This is a genomic window from Exiguobacterium sp. s133 (genome assembly GCF_018618595.1).
Lineage (GTDB): Bacteria > Bacillota > Bacilli > Exiguobacteriales > Exiguobacteriaceae > Exiguobacterium_A > Exiguobacterium_A oxidotolerans.
In genome coordinates, this window is record NZ_JACSMK010000007.1 from 59,949 (window position 1) to 83,263 (window position 23,315).

General features: G+C 46.2%; 18 protein-coding genes. 16 read left to right on the plus strand and 2 right to left on the minus strand.

All coding sequences use genetic code 11. The features are described 5' to 3' along the window. Nucleotides 1-4 precede the first annotated feature (4 nt). From KNP96_RS10700 to KNP96_RS10710, 3 genes are all read left to right on the plus strand, one after another. Nucleotides 5-2,881, plus strand: coding sequence for a S8 family peptidase (locus KNP96_RS10700; protein ID WP_214770418.1), 2,877 nt, complete (start codon nucleotides 5-7; stop codon nucleotides 2,879-2,881). A gap of 153 nt (nucleotides 2,882-3,034) precedes the next feature. Next, on the plus strand, nucleotides 3,035-5,575 hold the full coding sequence (locus KNP96_RS10705) for an ATP-binding protein (RefSeq protein ID WP_214770420.1): 2,541 nt from the start codon (nucleotides 3,035-3,037) through the stop codon (nucleotides 5,573-5,575). A gap of 619 nt (nucleotides 5,576-6,194) precedes the next feature. Beyond that, nucleotides 6,195-7,721, plus strand: a complete 1,527-nt coding sequence (locus KNP96_RS10710) for a diguanylate cyclase domain-containing protein (RefSeq protein ID WP_353048348.1) — start codon at nucleotides 6,195-6,197, stop codon at nucleotides 7,719-7,721. A 41-nt stretch (nucleotides 7,722-7,762) separates the two neighbouring features. Here the strand turns inward: KNP96_RS10710 and KNP96_RS10715 are convergent, their stop codons facing one another. Continuing rightward, a complete protein-coding gene (locus tag KNP96_RS10715) occupies nucleotides 7,763-8,395 on the minus strand; it encodes a FusB/FusC family EF-G-binding protein (RefSeq protein ID WP_214770424.1) in 633 nt (210 codons plus the stop codon). A gap of 114 nt (nucleotides 8,396-8,509) precedes the next feature. Here KNP96_RS10715 and KNP96_RS10720 point away from each other — a divergent pair, with 114 nt between their 5' ends. The 3 genes from KNP96_RS10720 to KNP96_RS10730 all read left to right on the plus strand — a co-directional run bounded on the left by KNP96_RS10720 (nucleotide 8,510) and on the right by KNP96_RS10730 (nucleotide 10,255). Beyond that, complete coding sequence (locus KNP96_RS10720) at nucleotides 8,510-9,238, plus strand: hypothetical protein (RefSeq protein WP_214770427.1); 729 nt, start codon at nucleotides 8,510-8,512, stop codon at nucleotides 9,236-9,238. An 81-nt stretch (nucleotides 9,239-9,319) separates the two neighbouring features. Beyond that, the gene (locus tag KNP96_RS10725; protein ID WP_214767247.1) at nucleotides 9,320-9,769 is read left to right on the plus strand and encodes a YflT domain-containing protein; all 450 of its coding nucleotides are present in this window, start codon (nucleotides 9,320-9,322) and stop codon (nucleotides 9,767-9,769) included. A 36-nt stretch (nucleotides 9,770-9,805) separates the two neighbouring features. Continuing rightward, nucleotides 9,806-10,255 (plus strand): universal stress protein, encoded by a 450-nt coding sequence (locus tag KNP96_RS10730; RefSeq protein ID WP_088838409.1) that lies wholly within the window; start codon nucleotides 9,806-9,808, stop codon nucleotides 10,253-10,255. Nucleotides 10,256-10,316: 61 nt separating this feature from the next. Here KNP96_RS10730 and KNP96_RS10735 read toward each other — a convergent pair whose 3' ends face one another. Continuing rightward, entirely contained in the window at nucleotides 10,317-10,511 is a 195-nt protein-coding gene (locus KNP96_RS10735) for a hypothetical protein (RefSeq protein ID WP_088836190.1), read from the minus strand. A gap of 150 nt (nucleotides 10,512-10,661) precedes the next feature. Here KNP96_RS10735 and KNP96_RS10740 point away from each other — a divergent pair, with 150 nt between their 5' ends. From KNP96_RS10740 to KNP96_RS10785, 10 genes are all read left to right on the plus strand, one after another. Continuing rightward, on the plus strand, nucleotides 10,662-11,105 hold the full coding sequence (locus KNP96_RS10740; RefSeq protein WP_029332515.1) for a MarR family winged helix-turn-helix transcriptional regulator: 444 nt from the start codon (nucleotides 10,662-10,664) through the stop codon (nucleotides 11,103-11,105). A 38-nt stretch (nucleotides 11,106-11,143) separates the two neighbouring features. Continuing rightward, nucleotides 11,144-13,813 (plus strand): MMPL family transporter, encoded by a 2,670-nt coding sequence (locus KNP96_RS10745; protein ID WP_214770429.1) that lies wholly within the window; start codon nucleotides 11,144-11,146, stop codon nucleotides 13,811-13,813. A 74-nt stretch (nucleotides 13,814-13,887) separates the two neighbouring features. Further along, nucleotides 13,888-14,739, plus strand: coding sequence for an MBL fold metallo-hydrolase (locus tag KNP96_RS10750; RefSeq protein ID WP_214770431.1), 852 nt, complete (start codon nucleotides 13,888-13,890; stop codon nucleotides 14,737-14,739). 354 nt (nucleotides 14,740-15,093) lie between these two features. Then, nucleotides 15,094-15,798, plus strand: a complete 705-nt coding sequence (locus KNP96_RS10755; RefSeq protein ID WP_214767241.1) for a hypothetical protein — start codon at nucleotides 15,094-15,096, stop codon at nucleotides 15,796-15,798. A gap of 106 nt (nucleotides 15,799-15,904) precedes the next feature. Then, entirely contained in the window at nucleotides 15,905-17,065 is a 1,161-nt protein-coding gene (locus KNP96_RS10760; protein ID WP_214767239.1) for an ROK family transcriptional regulator, read from the plus strand. A gap of 568 nt (nucleotides 17,066-17,633) precedes the next feature. Then, the gene (locus tag KNP96_RS10765) at nucleotides 17,634-18,116 is read left to right on the plus strand and encodes a hypothetical protein (RefSeq protein WP_214770433.1); all 483 of its coding nucleotides are present in this window, start codon (nucleotides 17,634-17,636) and stop codon (nucleotides 18,114-18,116) included. 29 nt (nucleotides 18,117-18,145) lie between these two features. Beyond that, on the plus strand, nucleotides 18,146-19,456 hold the full coding sequence (locus KNP96_RS10770; RefSeq protein ID WP_214767237.1) for an ABC transporter substrate-binding protein: 1,311 nt from the start codon (nucleotides 18,146-18,148) through the stop codon (nucleotides 19,454-19,456). Nucleotides 19,457-19,530: 74 nt separating this feature from the next. Then, a complete protein-coding gene (locus tag KNP96_RS10775; RefSeq protein ID WP_088836196.1) occupies nucleotides 19,531-20,493 on the plus strand; it encodes a carbohydrate ABC transporter permease in 963 nt (320 codons plus the stop codon). 13 nt (nucleotides 20,494-20,506) lie between these two features. Then, nucleotides 20,507-21,292 carry a carbohydrate ABC transporter permease gene (locus KNP96_RS10780; RefSeq protein ID WP_088836197.1) on the plus strand — a complete coding sequence of 262 codons (786 nt, stop codon included), beginning with the start codon at nucleotides 20,507-20,509 and terminating at the stop codon, nucleotides 21,290-21,292. A gap of 27 nt (nucleotides 21,293-21,319) precedes the next feature. Next, nucleotides 21,320-23,305 (plus strand): beta-galactosidase, encoded by a 1,986-nt coding sequence (locus KNP96_RS10785; protein ID WP_214770435.1) that lies wholly within the window; start codon nucleotides 21,320-21,322, stop codon nucleotides 23,303-23,305. Nucleotides 23,306-23,315: the final 10 nt, after the last annotated feature.

Below are 23,315 nucleotides of genomic sequence, written 5' to 3' on the forward strand. Positions count from 1 at the left end.
AGTGGTGAAGAAGTTGACGATTTGGCTCATGTTGAGCTGCCTCATTCTGACACTTGGAGTGGGACCTTTCGCTATGAAAACGATAGCGGCAGACGAAATAGGACAGGCAATCGGATTAAAAGCAGGACAAGAAACGGTCCTCGAAACGGGGACGAACGACAAAAATACATATTGGTATAAAGTCGAACAGCAAGCAGGAATCGAAAAAACAGCATCGCACTTCGAATTATCAATTGATACGGATCAATCGATCGAAGTGACCGCCTATCCGAGTGAAGAAATGGCAGCGAAAGATGAAACATTCGATCGTTACCGGAGCTACGCTGAACCTAATGAAAAAGAAGCCATGAAACTGGCGGTTCCCTACGCTTGGGATGGCCCGTATTATATAAAAGTCGATTACTATCCGAATATCGAGGAAGGCAAAACGACGAAAGCGGCACACGTTAAACTGACATACAATGATGTCAAACTGGCAGTCGAGTACGAACCAATCAGTGATATTAGCTGTGCAGCGGAAGAAGCGTTGAAGCAAAAGACTGAAGAAAAGCCGATGCTTGCGTTGATGCACGCGATTCAAAAACAAGTGTTGAGTCAATCGGAGCAAGGACGTAGCTTAACGTCGCTGTATTACAAAGCGTCACCCTACGTCGTCAAAGCGATTTTATTTAATAAAGATAAGCGAACACAAGCAGCAGAAGACTTGAAGACGTTGAAACCAGCGATGACGGCGCTCGTCAATGGAACGACGTATACATTATCAAAAGCCGATCAGCAGGCAGTCAATCGTCTGTTTGAATTAACACGTGACGCGTCACCAGAAATCATCGCGAATGAAATCAATCAGTATGCGAAAAAAATGGAAATTTCAACGCTCGGTGGAAGCACGCTGAGTGAAACATTCCGTTCACTCGGAATGACGATTCAATCAGAAGAAAAAACACGGTTCATCGTTAAATTAAAACCGGGTCAGATGAATCGGTCGATGAAGATCGCTGGAACTCCAGCGACAGATGTTGAGCGTTTATCGCTTGGTAAAGCGGGCGACTTCGTCATTGTCACGGAAGATCCGACAGTCAAAAGTCAAACCGCGACGGCATTGAAACAGTCACTCAGCCGGTCTTCTGCCGTCGAGTATGTCGAGAAAATTCAGACGTACCGCGCAACAGGGGACATCAACTATGACTACCAGTGGGCGTTAAATAAAAATGCGATCGTCGAACAGTTACCGGATGTCGGTATCGGTTTTGAACAATTCGTCGCCAGTCCAATCAGCAAAACACTGACTCCGGTGACGATTGCTGTCATCGATACAGGAGTCGATTACCGCCTGAAAGATTTACAAGGAAAAGTCGACATCGCGAACGAAAAAAACTATGTCGATGTCAATGGAAAAGGAGATGCCCTTGACGACAATGGTCACGGGACACACGTCTCAGGCGTCATCGCGGCAGCACTCGAAAATGAATATGGCATTCGCGGAATTCACCAATCTGCTAAAATCCTCCCGATTAAAGTATTGAATGCGAATGGGGAAGGCGAAACAGATGCCATCGCACTCGGAATTAAATATGCTGTCGATCACGGAGCAAAAGTCATCAACATGAGCCTCGGTGGCGGCGAGAGTCGAACGATGGCTTACATGATGAAGTACGCAGCGGACAACGGCGTCACAGTCGTCGCGGCGTCAGGGAATGAATATGACAGTTACATCGGGTTCCCGGCGAACTCGGAGTATGCCATTTCAGTTGGAGCAACGAATCCACTCGGGATGGTCGCTGACTATTCGAACTACGGTTTCGGGCTTGACGTCGTAGCACCAGGATCAAAAATCGCAAGTCTCGTCCCGGACGGTAACACCGTCTACATGGATGGAACGAGTATGGCAACACCACACGTTGCGGCAGTCGCCGGCATCTTGGCGTCACTCGACGGGACACTGAAACCAAAAGAAATCGAAAACATCTTACGAACAAGTGCAGAACCACTCGCCTTCGAAAATCCGAATGATTGGTACGAGGATGATGAAGAGGACATGGAAGACGAGTATCCGCCTGGTAAAGCGCCAGAAAAACTTCCGGCCTACGTCAGTCCGGTATCCGGTTACGGGAAAATCAATATTTTGCGTGCCATCTCACAATTGCATTTACAAGGAAAGGTCAAACCGGTCTATGACAATCAACTCGTTGTCAGCGGGACTGTTAAGACGGGCACAAAAGTAGAAGTCTGGTCAACAAAACGTTTAGCTTCGACGGTAGCAAAAGCTGGTACGTTCTCCGTTCAAATTCCACGCCAAGCAAAAGAAACGGTCTTGACGATTCGTTATGCGAATGGAACGGATGTTACATCTGAGCGGACGGAAGTATTGCCTGGTAAAGCACCTGCTGCACCGAAAGTGAATCCTGTACTCGCAGGCGCGACGAAAGTGACAGGAACAGCCAGTGCAAGTGGAAAAATCGTCATGAAGGACGCTAAGAATAAGACGATTGCCACAAGCATGGTGGATGCGAAAGGTAAGTTCAGCGTCAAAGTACCAAAACAAACAGCTGGAGCACGCCTCAGCGTGACAGTGCTTGATATCGCAAAACGTTCAAGTAAACCAACTGTCGTAACGGTTTTGGCACCACCTGCGGCACCAAAAGTCAAAGCCATCACTAGTAGTCAGACGAAACTGTCTGGGACAGGTGAGAAAAAAACACGCGTCTACGTACAAAATGCGAAAAAGAAAGTCATCGCTAAAGGAACCGTCACGTCAAAAGGAACGTTCTCTGTAAAAATCGCGAAACAAAAAGCAGGAACGAAACTTTCCGTTTATCTTGTCAACGCGCATAAACAGACAAGTGTAAAGACGTCGATCACGGTCAAAAAAGCGAAAAAATAATCTGTTGAACAGCCCTTCTCCAGTCATCTGGAGAAGGTTTTTTTGTAGTCGATTATTTTTAAGGTATTTTTCGGTAGATTATGCTATTTTTAAGTAACTGAAACCATTTTAAAAAAGGCATCATCCCTGAGTGGATGGTGAGGGGGATATTCTATGATCAAGTGGATTCGGAGACGAATCGGACGCCAGTTGCTAGCGGTGTTTTATGTAGTATTACTATTAGTATCGGTGACATCATTTTTTGTTTATGACTACATGGAAACACGAATTGAATCGTCCCGAAGTGATCTTGAGACGATTAGTGAGAAAAATAGACGGGCTGATACGCTTTGGGACAATTGGCAGAACGTCCAATTTGGATTACGCGGATTCGTGATTTTTGGAGATCAGGAACGATTTGATGAAATTGAAGCCTTACGGACTGAAATCAAAAGTGAGACGGATTGGTTTGGACGCAGAGCAGAAACGGATCAAGAAGAAGAATTCGCTGCTCAAATGTTGAACTTGTATGATTTATATTACGGGGCATTGTTCCCGCTGACGCAATCATACGTAACGGAGAAAAAAGCAAATCGCATCAATGAAGATTTTTTACAAGGTGACAGTTTGTTTTCGTTACCAATCGCGCAACGTCTCGTCGAGCAAGGTCAAATCAAACCGACGGCAGACGGATCGATTGATATCACACCAGACATCGAAAAAGCATCATCGGCACTGGAAGAATACCGTAATACGTTGCAGCAACAACAAGAAGCGGCCGTTTTAAAATTACGGACTGAAGTCGCGAATACACAGTGGATTTGGATTTCAAGTATTTTTGTTTTAATCAGTTTCATTCTATTGTTCGTTCATCCGTTCATTCGTCGGATGACAAAACAGTTATTCCGCTTAATTGACGACAATCAAAAATTGACGCGAAGTGAACCGATTGAAATAGATGAGGCGGCACAACAACGTCCTGATGAAATCGGTCTACTCCGGGCCTCGTTCAATCAAATGGCGCTGACGACGAACGCACATAAAGATGAGATGCAGGGGAAAAATGAAGAGTTGCAAGCGCAAAGTGAAGAATTGCTTGCACAACAAGAAGAATTGCAAGCACAGCAAGAAGAATTAGAGGAAGCCTACCAGGCAACGAAACAAAATGAAGAAAAACTAAAGCTCAGAAGTGAACTGACAGAAGCCTTAGCCATTCGAGAAACGATGGAAGCCTATCCGTCAATCATCCAGAAAATGATTGATATCACGTCTTCAGAGTACGGAGCGCTTCTTCTGTATGAAGCAGGCATGTACATCGGTGCGACGACGAATGGCATGAAACAAAGTCACCTGGAAGCCTTACGAACTGACGATACGTCCGTGTTAAGTCGGATGCTTTTAGGTAAAAAGATCGTTCAATCTGAAAAACGTGTCGACCGCACAGCGGACATTCCGTACAGCTTTAGTACACATGAAGTGGCACTACCTATCTATGATCCGGCAAATGGTCAGTTGATGGCGGCCATTTATTTAGTCCGGTACAAGTCGCCTTACAAAAAGCAACAGTTACTTGATATGCGCGATTTCTCCCAACAAATGACGCTCTCTCTGTTACGGACACGTTCGTATGAAGAGATGAAACAAGAAAAGAAAAAAACGGAACAAGTGTTAGACTCGATTCGTGAGGCCATCATCTATCTAGAAGACGGAAATGACGAACTGTATGTCAACCGTCCGCTGTTTGACCTGATACCGGAATTACAATCGGAGTTCACGAGTGACCGGACCTTATCATCCGGGTCCTATGTGATTGAAGTGATGCGAAGTGTAGTCGACGATCGTGACGTATTTGATGAGTATGTCACTTTAATTCGCTCAGGCATCGTTCCTCCGGATAAGTTTCAGTTCGATGTGCGAAACAATACAGCACATCTCGAAGTGTATGCGGAACGGATTGATATTGAAGGCGGATGGAAAGGTGTCATTCTTGTCATTCGTGATATTACCCGGGAAACAGAGGCGGATCGTCTGAAAACAGAACTCGTGTCAACGGTCTCGCATGAGTTACGAACACCGCTTTCATCCATTTATGGATTTACGGAGTTGATGTTGAACCGTGAAATCGATGTCATGAAGCAAAAAAAATATTTAGCAACGATTCATGACGAAACAGGTCGTTTGTCAAACTTAGTGACAGACTTCTTAGACGTTCAACGGATGCAATCAGGGGCGCAGCTCTATCAAAAGACGACACTTCATTTGTACACTGTCGCGAAACAAGTCGTCGAAATTTATGAGACGTCGAGTGTACGCCACTCGATTCGACTACGCCTCTTAAATAAGGAATTGCCAGCCATTCATGCTGACGAAGATCGTATTAAACAGCTCTTAAGTAATTTAATTAATAATGCAATCAAATATTCACCGGATGGTGGAGAAATTGACGTCGTTCTGGACTTGGACGATGAACATGTCATCATTCGTGTCATTGACGAAGGGATCGGTATACCGCCTCATGCGTTTGCTCATCTGTTTGATAAATTTTATCGCGTAGACAATTCCGATACGCGTCGTATCGGTGGAACGGGACTCGGGTTATCAATCTGTAAAGAAATCGTCAAGGAACATGATGGAACGATCCACGTTGAATCTGAAGAAGGCGAAGGCAGTACATTTACGATTCTACTTCCATTGTCTAGCGTACTTCCATCTTAAAAATACACTAAAATGCTTGCTCGTTCATTCGAGCAAGCATTTCAGCGTGTAGAAAAACTATTAAAAAGCGTAAACATACGGTATCGAGAGGCAATCCGTTCACGCTTGCCTGTCTCGCCTCGTCTTCAAAGCGGCAATCGGTCACGCCGCTACAGCAAAGCTGCTGGGTCGCTTACGATTGCTTTTCGCTTTAAAAGCGAGTCAAGACGGATTGCGCTCTAAACCGTCTGCATGCCCGGCTTTCCGTCACGGTGTTACCTAAAAAGCGTCACATTTCGTTGACTCCTACGGGAAAAGTGCGTTTTTAACGCACTTTCAGAGGCAGCCAAGACCCTGCTCGTTGTCCGTGAGGACTAAGGAGCAACGGCTTGCGCCTCGCCCGAGGAAAGCAACGAAAAAAGATGCTTCGTCTCTCGATAGCACTTTGTCTACAGTTTAAAATGCTTGCTCGTTCATTCGAGCAAGCATTTTTTAGGGTCGACCAAACCAAATACTTCGATAGGCGGAATAGAGGAAAATAAAAAACTTTTTGAATATAATAAGAAAAGAAGGTTAAAAATATATTGTTTTGACCGATAGATGATAGGACATTAGAACTATTTGAAGGGAGGAGGACGAAGTGAGACAAAAATTAATTTATATTTTGATAATTGCTTGGATTTTGAGTCATTTTAGCTGGTTAGGCATTGTAGGAACGTCCTCCGATCTCGCACGAATCGGTAATAGTCTATTTACGACGGGTGGTGCTGTTTTATCTTCTGCAATGCTCCTACTGGCGATTTATAAACATCCCACTCGTCCCTTTACGCAACGACTTTTTTTCCTGTTGCTCTTAGGAAATATCGCTTTGATTGCAGGTGAAGTAGGTCAATTGGTTTTGCAAATTCAGCGGGCTGAACGCTTTGGACCATTCGACTGGATTGACTTTGTCTTCAGCTTGCAGATTATCTTTTATTTGATTGCGTTTTGTTACTTTTTATTCAATCGCCGCACTCAAATCAATCTGCGATTTTTCTTATTCGATGAATTAATTATTCTGATCGTTGCAGGATCGATATCTTGGCACTATATGATTACACCCTATTTAGAAAATGTGACCGGATTTGACTTAGAAACCTTGCTGTTGATTCGCTATCCGCTAGGTGATTTTTTACTCCTTGGAGGAATGATCATCTTATTCTTTGGCGTGATGAAACGAGGCAACAGTAGATCGTTGTTGCTCGTCTTATTAGGTTTTCACTTACAACTATTAGCCGATCTTCTGTACGTCGTGTTGTATCGGGCGGACTTCCCGGTGTCCGCCATGTGGCTCGATCCAGTTTGGCTCGCGACAACGTTGACAGTAGGGGGAGCCGCGATTTTATTTGATGCAGATGAGCGGTCTGTCGATTTCATGTTAAATCGTCGCGTGCTGGATTGGGTACGCTTAGTGACGCCTTATATTTTCTTGTTGATTTTATTTATCACAATGGCGCGCCAAGCCGTCACCTTTAACGGGTTGACCATCGGGCTGATGATTGCGACACCTTTGTTGATTTCGCGACAAATTCGTATTGTCATGGATAATCACCGGCTTCGGGAAAACTTGGAGGCGAAAGTCGACCAGCGGACGGCGGACTTGGAGCGAGCGCTCGAAGAAATGGAGCATATGGCTTATCACGATGCATTGACGAATTTGCCGAACCGGTATTTGTTTGCCCGTCTCTTTAAAGAAGAGCTGCGTCGCGCAGAAATACACGAACGGTTAGCCGCTCTGTATTTTATTGATGTGGATCACTTCAAACAAATCAATGACACCTATGGTCACCAAATCGGCGATCAACTCATCATCGATATTGCCAGCCGTCTTGAGAAAAAATTACCACACAACACTGTCATTTCCCGTCAAGGCGGTGATGAATTCGTTGTCCTTTTATTTGACGTGAAAGAAACGAACGTGATTGAGGAGTGTGGACAATTACTCGTACAATTGTTTGAACGCCCCTTTATTCTTCAAGACACACCGGTCTGCATGACAGCGAGCATCGGGTGCGCAATCTATCCGACACATGCGACGTCACGGACGACGTTGATTGAACAAGCGGATATTGCGATGTATGAAGCGAAACGGCGCGGGAAAAATCAATTCTATTTACAAGCTGATTAAAAAGCGAAGCCTCCCGAAAACAGGGTGCTTCGCTTTTGCTGTTATTTAGCATTTGCTAAGAATTTTTCAAGATCAGAAATCGCTGTGATGGAAGTGTTACATCGGTCGCTATCGATGCATAAGTAGTTCCCGACAGCACGATAGTGATCAGCTGATTTATTTGTTCGAACCGAGACGAGCGCGACCTCATTGTTTGTTTTACAGAGGCTGCAAATTCCGTGCTGAATGTTTGGTAAATAGGTGCTCTCGAGTCCGATCCACGTCCCGTCGAGCGGATAAACAAAAAATTTCTTTTTGTTGCTCGTATCATTCCAGCTCAAATACGTCGTCATTGAAAAATCAATCGTATCGAGTGGAGGAAGATGGAGTTTTTTTACCTTTGGAAAAAGTGCCTGGATTTCAGCGGGGATGATCGTCGGAAATGGTTCGACGAACGGTTGGATTTGATCGAGATACGTGAACAGCTGTTGCTCTGAAGCTTGATTCCGGATCGTCATCAAAAGTTCCTCTTGTTCCGGGGACAGAATGGGAATGATGTCGAAAATTTTTGTCGTCGCGCTGTATAAAACGGCATCACGGACATCGGGGTCATTCACGGTCGTTAATTGTTGAAGTAATAACTCAATTTGATTCCGGATGAAATTATATTGGTGGGGCTTGATGAATGGTTGCATATGATCAACGCTCCTTTATCTTTCCATCGTACCTGAATCCGTTTCTTGAAGACAGTTTTTTTGTTTTCGAGCATGTCGCGTCGGGAAAAGACTAGGTAAGGAGGTGGACGCGAGATGTTGACACTGACGGGACTTCGTTTACTCAATTTTTTATCGTTTTTATTCGTTTTATTTGCCCGTGTCGTGTGGTATAAGATGACGACCGAGTTACCGTTAGCAATCATGCCGGCACCATTCGTTGATGCTGTCGTCGGTGTTCTGTATACGACACTCCTGATTTGGTGCATCCGTCCAGTCCGATCTTATCCGGCAGATCGAACGTTGATACTTGATATAAGTGGATGGTTCAGTTTGACGATGATTGGACTCGGAGTAAGTTCGATTGTAGGTCCGCCGTGGGAACTCGTGTTGATGACAGTGTCTTTCATAAGTCTTTGTCTCATCTATTCAAAAATTCAACAGCATCCGAACCGTTCACCTTGGATGCGCTCGCCTTTTTCCGTCTTTCTAGCCTGGTCGAGCGTCCAAATCTTAATTTTACCGTTTCGGATTTTACGTGATTTCCGGTTTGAGGAACTGTTTGGTTTAAGTGTCTCGCTTTGGACGAGTATCATGCTGATTGTTTTTGCCGGTGGTGTACTAGTATTCAGCTGGTTCCATTCGGATTGGGTGTTTGGTGTAGTGATGATTTGGTTTTATAGTGGGCTGTTCTTTAACGATCGTCTCACTTTAACACAGGAATGGATTACCGTTATTGCGACGGTGGCAGTCGCAATCGTCACAGTAGTGGTCTTTCGGAGACGACAAAAGGTTTTTTCAGAACAAAAAACACCAGTTTCTTGAAACAAACCGACAGTTTGAATCATTGCTTTTCGTTTTTTCGGGTATATCCCTTATAGAAGTTAAAAAGGGGGACACAGTCAAATGGGGAAAAAACAATTTATCGGAACGTATGAAAATGAAACCGAATTGATTCGGGATATTGAAGATTTACATTTTAAAGGGTATCTTGAGGAAGATTTATACGTCGTCTTACAGGATAAAACCGATATGGCGATGTTGCGGGGACAGTCAGCAGCACAACTCGTCACGGGTAAACGGACATTGTTCGAGCGTTTTACTGGAAAGCCGGCGACAGAAGATGAAATCCGAACGGCATTTACGTCGCTTGGTCTAGCGGACGAGGAAATCGAACGTCATGTCGTCGGTGTCCGGCATGGTGCTTACGTCTTGTTCGCGGATCGAGAAGGTGCGGAGCGACCGACACCGTCACCTAAAAGTATTCTTGAGACGGAGCCGGAAGGCATCGAAGCAGAACGGAAACTCGATCATGAAAACAGAGCATTGGAGAACGAAAACAACGATAAATTATGAGTGTTGCCTTTGTTTGAGTGGAGAGGGTGAATCATGATGGACAGCCACTACCATACAATTCTGGTCGCAGTAGACGGATCAAAGACAGCAGACTTGGCATTCGATAAAGCGGTCCAGTTTGCAAAAATTGATCATGCAAAGCTCGTCATCACACATGTCATCGACATTCAGACATTCGCGAATGTCCGTGCCAACCAACGCTTCATTGACCAAAACGTGACAGAGTATGCACAAGAATTACTTGAACGATACGAAAAACAGGCACATCAAGCCGGGTTGGATGCAGTCGAGCTCGTCATCGAGACAGGGTCACCGAAGACGTTGATCCCGAAAGTCATTGCACCGCGTGTCGGGGCAGGACTGATTGTCTGTGGGGCTGTCGGCATGAACGCAATGGAACGGATTATGATTGGGAGTGTATCCGAAAACATTGCCCGTTATGCGAAATGCGACATTTATATCGTCCGTCCAAAAACGTTAAATTAATCAAAAAAGATAAGCAGTCTCTTAACGGTAGTAGCTTAAGGGACCGCTTATCTTTTTTAGTTTACTTTGTCAGCAGGTAATAAAATACACCAAGTACGATTAAGATGACCGGTAGTAAAATCAAGTACATCCAAACCATGTTTTTAGCAGTTGTTTTGTTACTGTAGCTTTCTTCATTGCGGCTACGTCCGACCATGAGTGTAAAAATAAGTCCAATGATACAAATCACAAGGGCGATCCAAAATAAAAGGGTCATCGTTCTTCCTCCTTTATCTAGCAAGCATCAAGCTCTCTTTTATCATATCGAACATTGCTCGGGTCTGTCTGCCTAATTGTGACAGTTTGAAGTTGACGTCAGCTAGTTGAGGGGCTAAACTAACACTAACAGTTTAGGAGGTAAACTAAAATGAAAGACAATCTTCGGGAAGCCGTCCTTCTGTTTGAGGAAGTCATGATTCATGGGACGGAACGCGTATTAAAGTCCGTTGAATCTCCCGTGTGGCGTTTGTATTCTCCAGAGCAACTTCATTTATTGAAAATCGTCGGTAAATACGGACCGATTGCTTCGGGACGAATCGCCGTCATGCAAGGTGTCCATAAAAGCGCGATTTCAAACCGTCTGAAAAAGTTAAATGAAAAAGGACTCGTGGAAGTCGAACGGGCGGAAGATGATCATCGGACGAAACAAATCATTTTGACGCAAGCAGGACACGATGTCGTCGAGGAATCGAACCAGGCAATCTATCTCTATTTGGAACAATTGATTGACGGTAAGGTCGAGGACGATGAAATTCAACAGTTTATCGAAACATTTAAAAAGGTCAAATCGATTTTAAAGATTGAAGACTAAGCAGAGAGAAAAATAGAACTAGAAGAGGTGGAGAAGGTATGCGACAAATCGTCAAGTGGCGCTGGCCGATCGTAATCGTCTTATTGATTGCGACAGTCGGTCTATTTTTAGCGGCACCGAACTTATCGAAACAAGCAGAGGATGCTGGAGCGATTCAGCTCGCAAGTGATGCAGATTCGCAGCGCGCAGCAGATATTTTACAGGCAGCTGGTGCAAGTGAAGAAACCATTTCGCTCGTCATCCCGTTAAAGGACAAGGTCTCAGCGTCTGACCGCACTGACATCGGTCAAATCGTGACGGATTTAGAAAAACTCGACAAACCTGTGACCGGTGTCCTTAATCCGTTTGAAAGTGAGGAAACGGAAGGACAACTTGTCTCAAAAGATAAAAAAACGGTGCTCGTTCCAATTACAGTGGACGGGTCACAAGAAGAAATTACAGCGCTCGCGGAAAAAATCCGGGCGGATGTCCTTCCGAACGACCGGACGATTTATCTGACAGGTGAATCGCTGATTAATGCAGACGTCAACAAAAGTTCGCAAGAAGGACTGAAACGGACGGAGTTAATTACTGTCGGTTTGATTTTTGGTTTATTGCTTATCGTCTTCCGTTCGATCGTCACACCGTTCGTTCCACTGCTTGCAGTCGGCGTAACCTACCTGATGAGCCAATCATTTGTGGCGTTTTTTGTTGATTGGTTCGGTTTCCCGGTCTCGAACTTCACACAAATCTTCCTCGTCGCGATCTTATTCGGGATTGGGACAGATTACTGTATCTTACTGTTAAGCCGCTACAAGGAAGAACTGACAGCTGGACATGACGTCGAAACGGCAATCGTCAACACGTATAAAACAGCGGGTCGGACATTGCTGATTAGTGGGATTGCCGTTCTCGTCGGTTTCTCGGCAATCGGATTCGCAGATTTCCCGATCTTTAAATCATCGGTTGCAGTAGCGGTCGGGATTGCCGTCTTACTGCTCGTCCTGTTTACACTCGTCCCATTCTTCATGGCGACGTTAAAAGAAAAATTATTCTGGCCGTCGAAAAGTGCAGCGAGTCACCGTGATAGTAAGTTATGGGCACGTTACGGCGGATTATCGATTCGCCGTCCATTGCTCGCGATGGCAATCGTCGCCGTCATTACAGTCCCGACGCTCTTTACGTATGATGACGATCTTTCATTCAATACAGTCGATGAGATTGGAGAAAAATACGAAACCGTCAAAGGGTTAAATGCGATTTCAGACGGATTTGGTGCGGGAGAATCGCTCCCCGTCAACGTCATCTTAAAGGACGATAAAGACATCGTGACAGAAGAAACACTTCCTTATGCGGAGCAGTTAAGTCGCGAGCTCGTCAAATTGGATGGTGTCAAATCCGTTCGGTCGATTTCAAGACCAACGGGTGAGGTCATCCCCGATTTATACGTCGACCGCCAACTCGCGCAAATTGCAGATGGGGTCAAAGATGCCAATACGGGTCTTGGTGAAGTCGGTCAAGGTTTAGAGGAAGTCGAAAAAAACCTTCAATCGATTAGTGGACAGCTTCCGGCTGGAGACGAAGCGACGGCTGGGGCAACACAATTGCAACAGGCAGCAGATGGTCTCGGTCAAATCAATCAACAGCTCGGCGCTGTCGGTCAAGGACTGCAAACGACACAAAACATACCGCAAGCGGTCGGGACGTTGTCCGCTTTATCGGAACAATTGACGCAAATTGAAACCGGCATTGCGCAAGCGGCGACAGGAATTGAACAACAAGGTGCACAAGCTGGACAGCTCGGTGGTGGCTTGACGCAACTTGCGGACGGTGTCGGTTCGGCAAATGAGGGTCTTCAAAAAATCGAAGACGGTTTAACGGATGTAGCGGATATTCTGACTGAGATGGGCGATTCGAAAACGATTCGCGGGACCGGAATGTTTATTCCGAAAGAGACGTTAACGAATAAAGAGTTTGAACCGGTCATCGAACGATATGCAATTGATGACGAAACAGGATTGAAGTTTGAAGTCATCTTAAACGACGATCCCTATTCGCCAAAAGCGATCGAAACAGTCGCGGCGATTAAAAAAACGACTGCGAGTACGTTAAAAGATACGCCACTCGAAGAGGCAAAAGTTGCTTACGGTGGTATTTCAAGCATCAATAGTGACTTAAACGATACGTCAAAAGCGGACTTTTCGCGGACGGTCGCGATTATGATCGTGAGTCTGTTCATCGTCCTCGCAATCATGTTCCGTTCGTTCATCATGCCGCTGTTCATGATTGGTTCATTGTTACTGACGTACTATACGTCGGTCTCAATCGCAGAGTTGATCTTCGTCAACGGACTGGGGTATGACGGAATCAGTTGGGCGGTTCCATTCTTTGGCTTTGTCATGCTTGTCGCACTTGGCATCGACTATTCAATCTTCCTCCTTGATCGCTTCCGCGAAGAAACGATCAACGGACTTGAGACGAAAGAAGCGATGTACATCTCGATGAAAAAAATGGGCTCGGTCATCATTACGGCAGCGATCATCCTCGCCGGTACGTTCGGTGCGATGATGCCATCCGGTGTCCTCAGTCTCGTTCAAATCGCGACGATTGTCATCACGGGTCTTCTCTTGTATGGATTGATTGTCTTACCGCTCTTGATCCCGGCGATTACGGTTTCGTTCGGTTCAGGTGTCTGGTGGCCTTTCCGTCAAAAAGAAAATAAGAAGTAAAGGCATTGAACTGGTCCATCCGGGCGTCATCCGGATGGGCTTTTTCGTTATACTACAAGCAGGAGGCGATGAAGATGCAACAATTTAACCAATTGACGGATCGTGTATGGTATCAAACGCCGGTCAGTGAAACGGATCGACCGATTTTAGGGCTGATCGTCGGAGCAAAACGCAGTCTGATGATTGACGCAGGAAACTCGAGCCGGCATGCGGCACTGTTTTTAGAAGAAGTGGAGCGACAGGGCTTGAAAAAACCTGATTTACTGGCATTGACGCATTGGCACTGGGATCATATTTTCGGACTAAAGGAAATGAACCTTCCGGCGATGGCAACGAAGCGGACGGTCGCGCGAATTGAACAGATGCTAGATTATGACTGGACAGATGAATCACTCGAAGCGCGAATCGAGCAGGGAATCGAGATACCGTTTTGTGCCGATGCCATCAAGCTCGAGTTTGGTCCGACACGTGATATAGCAGTACAATTGCCAAATATTCAATTCGAGGGAGAACTTGTCGTCGACTTAGGGAATGTGCATTGTATTCTGCGCGAAGTCGAAAATGACCATTCACCCGGGAGTCTGCTTGTTTACATACCGGAAGAACGTGTCTTATTTTTAGGGGACGCGATGTATGCTGATATCTTTTCGGCGAAATGGAACTATACGGTCGAGCGAATGACGTTGCTACTTGATGCAATCGCGGAGTATGATGCGGCGTATTACGTCTGGTCGCACGGTGAGGCAATGCCCCGCGAAGCCTTTGAAAAAGAAGTCGCGATGTTACGTCAGGCGATGGATGTGACGGAGCGAGCAGGTGGGAAGATTTCAGAGATGCGTCGATTATACAAAGAAACGGTCGACCGTGTGTTAACGACGGACGAAGAAGAAACGCTCGTCTTTTTTGCGAACGGGATGAAATCTTAAAGAAATCAATCGTCAGTTCGGAAGGAATTGATGCCGCAAAAGGCGAAACTATTCAATATGAGAAAAATTGGATAGATGAGAAAGGGAGTTGTATAATGTATCCGGATAAAAATAATCGGAACGAAACAAGCGACCGTGTTTTTTTTGGTACGGGAAAATTCTTTTTCGTCTTTGTGATTGCGCTAGTGCTCTATGTTCTCTACGACTTGTATCTCCAATGAAAACAATCTGACGCGTCACCTTCCTGAAAAAATCGGGAGGTGATTTTTTGATTTTTAGGGGAGTGCAAAGAGACCAAATTTTGGGTAATAATCAGCATGAGACACTTACAGGTTTTTGCAGAGGAGGCACAACATGAAACGCATCCAGATTGCCGACTTTGATCGTCGTTTACCTGGGAGAGAGCTCCGGGAGACGACGCATTATTATGAAGTGATTTTTATGAAAGATTACGAAGAAATGTATCCTTCAACACAAGTACGAACGATTCAATTGGCAGATATCTGTGTCAACTTAATCGTGATGCCGGAGCGGACGTATCTTGTCTCCGCGTTATTTTTGAAGCCGGTCGAAGTAACAGATGTCGTCGCCTGGATTCAACTGTACACGATTAGTTTTGCGACAGCTGATGACTCGGGTTATTATGTCGAACAGGCGGATGAAATTCTTGAAATCGTCCTGTATCAAGACAATCCGATTGTCATTGCGACACGAGGGGATGACCGCCTTTATTATGAGACGAAAGGAGCGATTGAAGTGCGCCGAGCCACCAATGAAGGAATTGGAAACAAACCATTGTTGTATTTGAACGGAGAAGCATGGTTCGGGGTCCCGCGACTTGAATTCAACCCGAAGCAAGACGAAATCCATGTCAATGGAACGTTTTTATTCGCTGATTATATGGACGTTTATCAAGGTCATGTCAGCTTTTTTCGGAAGACGGACCCAGAATTGCCGGCTGTGTTGCTAGTCGGGCAGGCCATTATTGAAATGGAGTTGACGGAAAAGCCAGACGGTAGCCGAATCCTCGTCATCGAGCAGCCGTATGATGAAGCGTGAAACCTCGCCTCTTTCTCTTTCAAAATGAGTTAAAAAGGAGACAGTGAAATCCCTTACAAAATGTGCGAAGATAGGAAGGAGAAGGTTAGAGGGGATGAGGGGAAGCATGACTAAAGAGACACCACGTAATTCAAAATGGATGCGCTCCTACAATCGGGCACTTGTGTTACGCCTGATTCGAATGCATCAGCCAATTTCGAGGGTCGAACTTGCCCAGCGGACAAATTTGACGAAGCCGACGGTCTCGAACATCGTCAGTGAGTTGATTGCCGATGGTCTCGTGACGGAGCGGGAACTCGGAGTTTCGAATGGGGGACGCAAACCAATCATGCTTGAATTGGTTGCGACGGAACAATATGTCATCGGAATCGATGCGACGAGTCATCGTTTCATCGGTGTCATCGCCGACTTGAGTGGAAATACGATCCATGAAGTCGAATCAATCGGACACTTTGATACGAGTGACGATATGATTGATGCCGTCAGTCAACTGTGTGAAGAATTGATTGAAGCGACAAACGGTGTCGGGACGATTCATGGCATCGGGATTTCTGTCCACGGGATGGTTAATCCGGAAACAGGTGTCATCCTATTTGCCCCTCGGTTCCACCTTCATGATGTCGCACTAAAAAAACATTTAGAGGAACGATTTGCCTATCCAGTTTTCATCGAGAATGACGTGCGTGCGCTCGCTTCCTTCGAATTGTTATTTGGCGAGGGGGTTGGGGTCGATCAATTCTTTTACCTTTATGCAGGCGAAGGGATTGGAGGCGCCTATGTACTGGATGGAAAGTTGATTGATGGGGAAAACCACATCACGGGTGAAGTCGGACATATGCGACTTGATTTAGATGGACCCATCTGTTCTTGTGGCAATCGTGGTTGCCTCGAGGCATTGGCAGGCGAAAAGTCACTGTTGCGCGATTTTGAAGTCATTGATCCGCAAGTAAAAACCTTACTGGAACTGCGGAGTCGTTTAGTGGCAGGAGACGAACAAGCGGCGCGCGCCTATCATCGAGCAGGAGAGTATATCGGGATTGGTGTATTGAATACGATTCACTTGTTGAACCCGAAACGGATTTTACTAGGCGGCCCGATGTTTGAACGCGCACCGGGCATCGTCGAGCAGATTAAAGAACGGGTCGCGCATACGGCGCTGACAACAGCCTCGCGACAGACGGACGTGAAGATGGTGCCGTGGAGTGAAAAACAAGGGGCACTTAGTGCAGCTGCCTTAGCGACAAATAGTGTCTTTCAAACGATTTAAAGTATAAACTACTTCCATCGATATGACGGAAGTAGTTTTTTTGACTGTAGGCAAACTCTTATGAAGAGTGAAAATGCGATAACGAGAAGCAATCAGTTCGCGCTTCCCTTTCTCGCTTCATCTTCAAAGCGGCAATTGGTCTAAAGCGATTCAAGACGGATTGCGCTCCAAATCGTCTGCATGCCTGGATTTCTCTCACGGTATTACTTAAAAAGCGTCACGTTTCGTTGACTCCTACGGGAAAAAGTGCGTGTTTAACGCACTTTCAGAGGCAGGCAAGACCCTGCTCGTGTCCGTTAGGACCAAGGAGCAACGGCTTGCGCCTCGCCCGAGGAAAGCAACGAAAAAGACGCTTTGTCACGCCCTCAGTTATCAGGACTTCAAGCAATCTCGAGATAATCCCAAAAAATAATTTATGAAAACGTTTACAAATATAAAAGTCATATGCTATAGTCTTTTTAAAGATAGATAATAAATTTAATTTACTAAGTTCATGTGAACGGTGGAGGTGGATGCGGACTGGCGAAGACCAGTCGAGCTGAAACGGAAAGAAGGAGGCAACGCGCCGATGGAAACAAAAGATCCGTGGGTTTCCTATCGTGAAGCTTTTGGGCGTTACGGGGCCATCCGCGGCTTTTACTATGATCGTCAAACGCAGCGGATGACTGAACAACAACTAGGGGATGAACGGTCACCGGACCAAGACATCGTGCTCGTCCGTCCGCGACAAGATGGAGTTTTTCAATTCCGGATGTCATCCGTGCAAGGAGTATTGACAATCCGTTCCTCAGAACTGCATGTTCGAAAAAATGAGAGCGGATACATCGAATTACGCGCATTGATGCAACAAATGCGGACGGCAGGCTGCTTAACACTTGGCGGGGAGTTTTACTTATTTGTCGCTCGCGAAGTCGACACATTGGATTATCGGTTACGTTTGATTGCCCGCGTGTTGATTCGGCTACAGGGAATGCCGATCGACCAAACGGTGGTGGAAGACTGGTGCAAACAAGCGAAACTGGAAGGTCAACACGGTCAAAAATACGCATGATACTTACACATAAAAAGGGGATCAATCAGATGAAATTTAAAAAATCGAAGATTTTAGCGGCAGCATCGGTTCTTACATTATCAGCACTACTCGCAGCTTGTGGTGGCGAAGATGAGCAACAGACGACAACAAAAGACGGTAAAACAATCGTTACCTGGTGGGGCTGGGCACCACAACCTGAAGCTGGGAAAGCCGTTGTCGATGCGTTCAATAAATCGCAAGACAAGTATTCAGTCGAATTCAAACGGTACAGTGAAGACTATGAAAAGCAACTTCAAGTCGCAATGTTGTCAGGTAAAGGCCCGGACATCATTGGCTTAAAAGAACCGATGATTCAGCAGTATAAAGATCGTGTCGTACCGGTCGATTCATATATGGATAAAGCAGCCGGAGATGGATGGAAAGATAAATTCGTCGAGCTCGGGATTGAACAGACGACACTTGATGGTACACAATACGCAGTCCCAATCGGTTTCACAGGACAAGCATACTTGATGTACAACAAGACGATGCTTGATAAATACGGTGTCACGCCACCTAAGAACTATAAAGAAACGGTCGATGCCGTCAAAAAAATCAAAGCGTCTGGCGATAAAGTCATTCCATTGATGCTCGGAGCAAAAGATGCTTGGATCGACATCGATGTCTACAATGTCCTCAGTCACCAAGTCGCGCCGGGTTATATTCAAAAAGTCTTGTCGGGTGAAGCAAAATGGACAGATGACGAAATGGTCAAAACAGCACAAGTATGGCAAGACCTCTTCGAAGATAAAGTCTTCCAAGAAGGAGCGCTTGGTCTTGCGACTTACAATGACGGGATGAACCAGTTCTTCGATAAAAAAGCTGCGATGTGGGTCATCGGTTCATGGGAAGCACACTCGATGACGACGGCTGAGAAAAAAGACAAATGGAAAATTGACGATGAGCTTGGATTTGCACCACTTCCTAACCTCGTAGGCGGAACAGAACAACCAATCATCGCTTCAATCGATATGGCGCTTGGTGTCAATAAAGAATCGAAACAACAAGAAGGTGCAGCAGAGTTCATCGCCTTCATGAGTCAAGGTGAAGGACAAGAAGTATACATGGGTGAGTTCGAGATGGCACCAGGAATTAAAGATGTCACAATCGACTCTGATTCCGCTTTCACATCGGAAGGCGAAAAAGAATCATACAAAATGTTAAACGATACGCTTGCGGACGCAGTCGCGAGCCGTGGAATCCGGGATACGAAATTGAACGATATCCTCGGGAAGGAACTTCAAAATATCGCAACAGGTCAAGATCCGAAAGAAGCACTTCAACGTGTTCAAGATACAGCGGATAAATCGGCGAAATAAGCAGTAGACAGCGAAGTGATGCGCCTGGCGTATCACTTCCTGATTTTTGGAAAAGAGGAAAGTGAGGAATCAACATGCAGACAGAGCGTCAGGAATTGCCGATTAAACCAAAAGCAGAGCCGTTAAAACCAGCAGCGACACGTTCACCTGCTCCAAGAAAAAAAGGCAAGATGAAACAAAATATGGTCGGTTGGGCATTTGTCGCACCAATCGTCCTTTTCGTCGTCAGTTTCATCTACTACGGGATTTTCTACAATGCCTATAACTCGTTTTTCTCATGGGACGGGATTTCGTTTGATAAAGCGTTTGTCGGGCTTTCAAACTATGCGGAAATGTTCGGAGATCCGGACTTTTATCTTTCGCTCAAAAACACCTTCATCTTCACCGTCTTGACGGTCACAATCCAGGCTGGAATCGGACTTGTTCTCGCGTACTTCCTGCATACACAAGGACCGCTGCGGACTGCGATGAAATCGGTCTTCTTCTTCCCGGTCGTTTTGAGTCCGGTCGTCCTTGGGGCAGCTTTCACACAAATTTATGATTTCCAATTTGGCTACATCAACGAATTCTTACGTGCAATCGGTCTTGGGAGTCTCGAGCAGAATTGGCTCGGCGATCCGGATATCGCGCTTTATTCCGTCATCGCCATCAATATCTTCCAGTGGACAGGGTCGTCGATGGTCATGTACTACATGGCGATGTTGACGATTGAAAAAGAAATTTTCGAAGCTGCGAAAATTGATGGAGCCGGTTTCTTCCGGACCCTTTGGAGCATTGTGTTCCCGAACTTAAAGGGCACGACCTTCACGTTATCGATCCTCGGTGTCATCGGTGGACTGAAGACATTTGACTTAGTCTGGATCACGACTGCCGGTGGGCCGGGATCGTCCACAGAATTTATCTCGACCTACTTATTCCGAAAATCAATGCTCCAACAGGAAGTCGGCTACTCGAGTGCTGTCGCCATCGTGCTACTTACAATCGCGTTGCTGATCACGTATTTCCAATTACGGATACAAAAGAAAATGGATAACTAAGGAGGAACGTACCATGAATGTAGAATCTAAAAAGAGTCGTTGGATGATCAACCTTGTCCTTGCCTTAGCTTCAATCGTCTGGCTGTTCCCGATCTTTGTCATGTTCAAGGAAAGCTTACGTGTCAATGGATTTGAGAACTATATCGCGACGTTACAAAACCCGAATTTCCCAACGTTCGTCTTCAACAGTTTCTTTGTTGCTTTCTTCATGATCATCATCTCAATCACGATTCTTGCGTTTGCAGCGTTCGCTTTTTCAAAGCTAGAGTTCGCAGGAAAGCGTCTCATGTTCAATATGGTCCTCGCCGGTTTAATGTTACCGGTTGCTTCGATGATCGTCCCTTTGTTCTTTACGCTCCGTTCATTTGACGGACTGAACAATCATTGGGGATTGATTGGGGCAGAAGTTGCATTTTTCCTCCCGTTCGGCTTGATGCTCATCAAAGGGTACTTTGACGAATTGCCGAACGAACTGATGGAAGCGGCCTATATCGACGGTGCGACAATTTTAGAAGTCTTCTTCAAAGTCATGTTGCCACTCGCGAAACCGGCACTTGCGACAGCATTAATCTATGCGTTCCTCAACTCGTGGAACGAATACTTGATGGTCTTGACGTTCATGACCGATCCCGCTTACCAGACAGTCACGATGGCACCGAGTTTCTTCAAAGATGCACTCGGCGGCGATCCAGGTAAAATCTATGCCTCACTTGTGTTAATCAGTTTACCGACAATGGTCTTCTATATCTTCTTCCAACGTTTCTTCCAAAAAGGAATGACGGCCGGTGCAGTAAAATAATTTGTTTTTTGAGTCAGGGGGAGCAATATGTATTTAGGAGTCGATTATTATCCGGAACAAACACCACGTGAATTGTGGGAGGAAGATTTTCGTTTGATGAAAGAACTGGGGGTCAACGTCGTCCGGATTGCAGAATTTGCGTGGACGATGATGGAACCGGAAGAAGGGGTTTATGACTTCGACTTTTGGGATGACGTCGTCGCACGACTCAGTGACGCGGGCTTCGATATCGTCCTCGGTACACCGACGGCAACACCACCCGCCTGGATGTGTCATAAGTATCCAGAAATTTTACCGGTCGACGAAAACGGTGTGACGATCAGCTTTGGTGCGCGTCGTCACTATACGGTTCACAGTGAGACCTATCAAAAGTTTTCCGTCGCGATTACGACGGAAATGGCGAAACGGTACGGGCAACATCCGCGTGTCATCGGTTGGCAGACAGATAATGAGTACGGTCATGAAAAGTCGGACCGCTCTTACAGTGCTATCGACCGGGCCGCTTTCCAGGTCTGGCTCAAGAAGCGGTATGGCACGCTTGACGTGTTAAACGAGACATGGGGAACGGTCTTTTGGAGTCAAACCTATACGGCGTGGGAACAAATTCCCGTCCCGCGTAAAGTTTACCAAGAGCATAGTCCTGCCCTGCTCGTCGATTTCGACCGATTTTGTGCCGACGGCTATAACTATTACAACAAGCTGCAAGTCGATGTCTTACGGGAACATATCCATCCGGATGCCTTTATCACACATAACCTCGTCTACAGCGATATGGCTGTGAATCAACAACAGATGGCGCAAGATCTTGACTATGTCTCATTTGATAACTATCCCGTCTGGGGCGGGTTACCGGAACCAAACCGTTTCGAGAAGATGGCGAGCGATCACGATCTCTGCCGGTCGTCGAAACAGGGCAAAGGTTTCTGGGTCATGGAACAGCTCAGTGGCGCACAGGGGTGGAGCAAAATCGGATACTTACCACGCCCGGGTCATATTCGTCTCTGGACGTATCAAGCCGTTGCGCGCGGCGCGGAAGCGATCGTCTATTTCCGCTTCCGGGCAGCCTTGTTCGGGACGGAAGAATTTTGCCACGGCATCATCGACCACGACGGGAAACCGAAACGGAAGTTTGCTGAAGTCAAACAGATCATGACGGAACTAAATACGTTCGGCGACGAGATCAATGCCAGTACGTACCGAGCGGATGTCGGTGTCTATTTTGATCAGGAAAACGTTTGGGCCTGGACGCATCAACCACACAGCGATGCATTTAATTTCCGGACCGAGTTCGTCCGTTTTTACGGCGGGGCTGTCCGCAAGCAGGTTGCGACGGACATCGTTTTCCCGGGCGATGCGCTTGACGGCTACAAACTGATTATCGTGCCGCTGTACTTCCTGACGAACCCGACGTTCGATCAAGCATTGATTGATTACATGGAACAAGGGGGGCACGTCATCTTTACGTACCGGACAGGTGTCAAGGATCCGCATAACAATGTCATCCCGAAAACACTTCCCGGGAAGTTTGCCACGTATGCCGGCATTGAAATCGATGAATATGAATCCCTTCAAGCGGTCCAGCAAAACCGTGTCGAGGGACTTGACGGACAATCGTCGACGGCACGCCTCTGGTGCGATCTCATTACACCGACGACGGCAGAGCCGCTCGCCGTTTATCGCGATACATTTTACGATGGTGTCGCAGCCGTCACGCGAAATCAATACAAAGGAACAATCACGTACATCGGAGCGTCGATCGATGACGCGATGATCGATACGATTTACGCGCAAGCCTTTGAAGAAGCAGGAATCGAGACGCTTGAAGTGCCGGACCAGGTCGAAGTCGTTCGCCGTCACGGGGAAACACGCGATTTCGTCTTCCTGATGAACCATGACACAAAAGAAACGAAACAAGTCACGCTTGACGGAACATATCAGGAGCTGACGACGCAAGAGACATACAGTGGAACAGTGACACTCGCACCGCTTGCGACACTGATTCTGACGACGTAAGGAGGTAGGA

Coding starts and splice junctions, on each gene's coding strand:
- KNP96_RS10750 (WP_214770431.1), top strand. CDS start 13,888: ATGCAACAATTTAACCAATTGACGGATCGTGTATGGTATCAAACGCCG.
- KNP96_RS10730 (WP_088838409.1), top strand. CDS start 9,806: ATGGACAGCCACTACCATACAATTCTGGTCGCAGTAGACGGATCAAAG.
- KNP96_RS10740 (WP_029332515.1), top strand. CDS start 10,662: ATGAAAGACAATCTTCGGGAAGCCGTCCTTCTGTTTGAGGAAGTCATG.
- KNP96_RS10725 (WP_214767247.1), top strand. CDS start 9,320: ATGGGGAAAAAACAATTTATCGGAACGTATGAAAATGAAACCGAATTG.
- KNP96_RS10745 (WP_214770429.1), top strand. CDS start 11,144: ATGCGACAAATCGTCAAGTGGCGCTGGCCGATCGTAATCGTCTTATTG.
- KNP96_RS10720 (WP_214770427.1), top strand. CDS start 8,510: ATGTTGACACTGACGGGACTTCGTTTACTCAATTTTTTATCGTTTTTA.
- KNP96_RS10780 (WP_088836197.1), top strand. CDS start 20,507: ATGAATGTAGAATCTAAAAAGAGTCGTTGGATGATCAACCTTGTCCTT.
- KNP96_RS10715 (WP_214770424.1), bottom strand. CDS start 8,395: ATGCAACCATTCATCAAGCCCCACCAATATAATTTCATCCGGAATCAA.
- KNP96_RS10765 (WP_214770433.1), top strand. CDS start 17,634: ATGGAAACAAAAGATCCGTGGGTTTCCTATCGTGAAGCTTTTGGGCGT.
- KNP96_RS10705 (WP_214770420.1), top strand. CDS start 3,035: ATGATCAAGTGGATTCGGAGACGAATCGGACGCCAGTTGCTAGCGGTG.
- KNP96_RS10785 (WP_214770435.1), top strand. CDS start 21,320: ATGTATTTAGGAGTCGATTATTATCCGGAACAAACACCACGTGAATTG.
- KNP96_RS10755 (WP_214767241.1), top strand. CDS start 15,094: ATGAAACGCATCCAGATTGCCGACTTTGATCGTCGTTTACCTGGGAGA.
- KNP96_RS10735 (WP_088836190.1), bottom strand. CDS start 10,511: ATGACCCTTTTATTTTGGATCGCCCTTGTGATTTGTATCATTGGACTT.
- KNP96_RS10770 (WP_214767237.1), top strand. CDS start 18,146: ATGAAATTTAAAAAATCGAAGATTTTAGCGGCAGCATCGGTTCTTACA.
- KNP96_RS10775 (WP_088836196.1), top strand. CDS start 19,531: ATGCAGACAGAGCGTCAGGAATTGCCGATTAAACCAAAAGCAGAGCCG.
- KNP96_RS10760 (WP_214767239.1), top strand. CDS start 15,905: ATGACTAAAGAGACACCACGTAATTCAAAATGGATGCGCTCCTACAAT.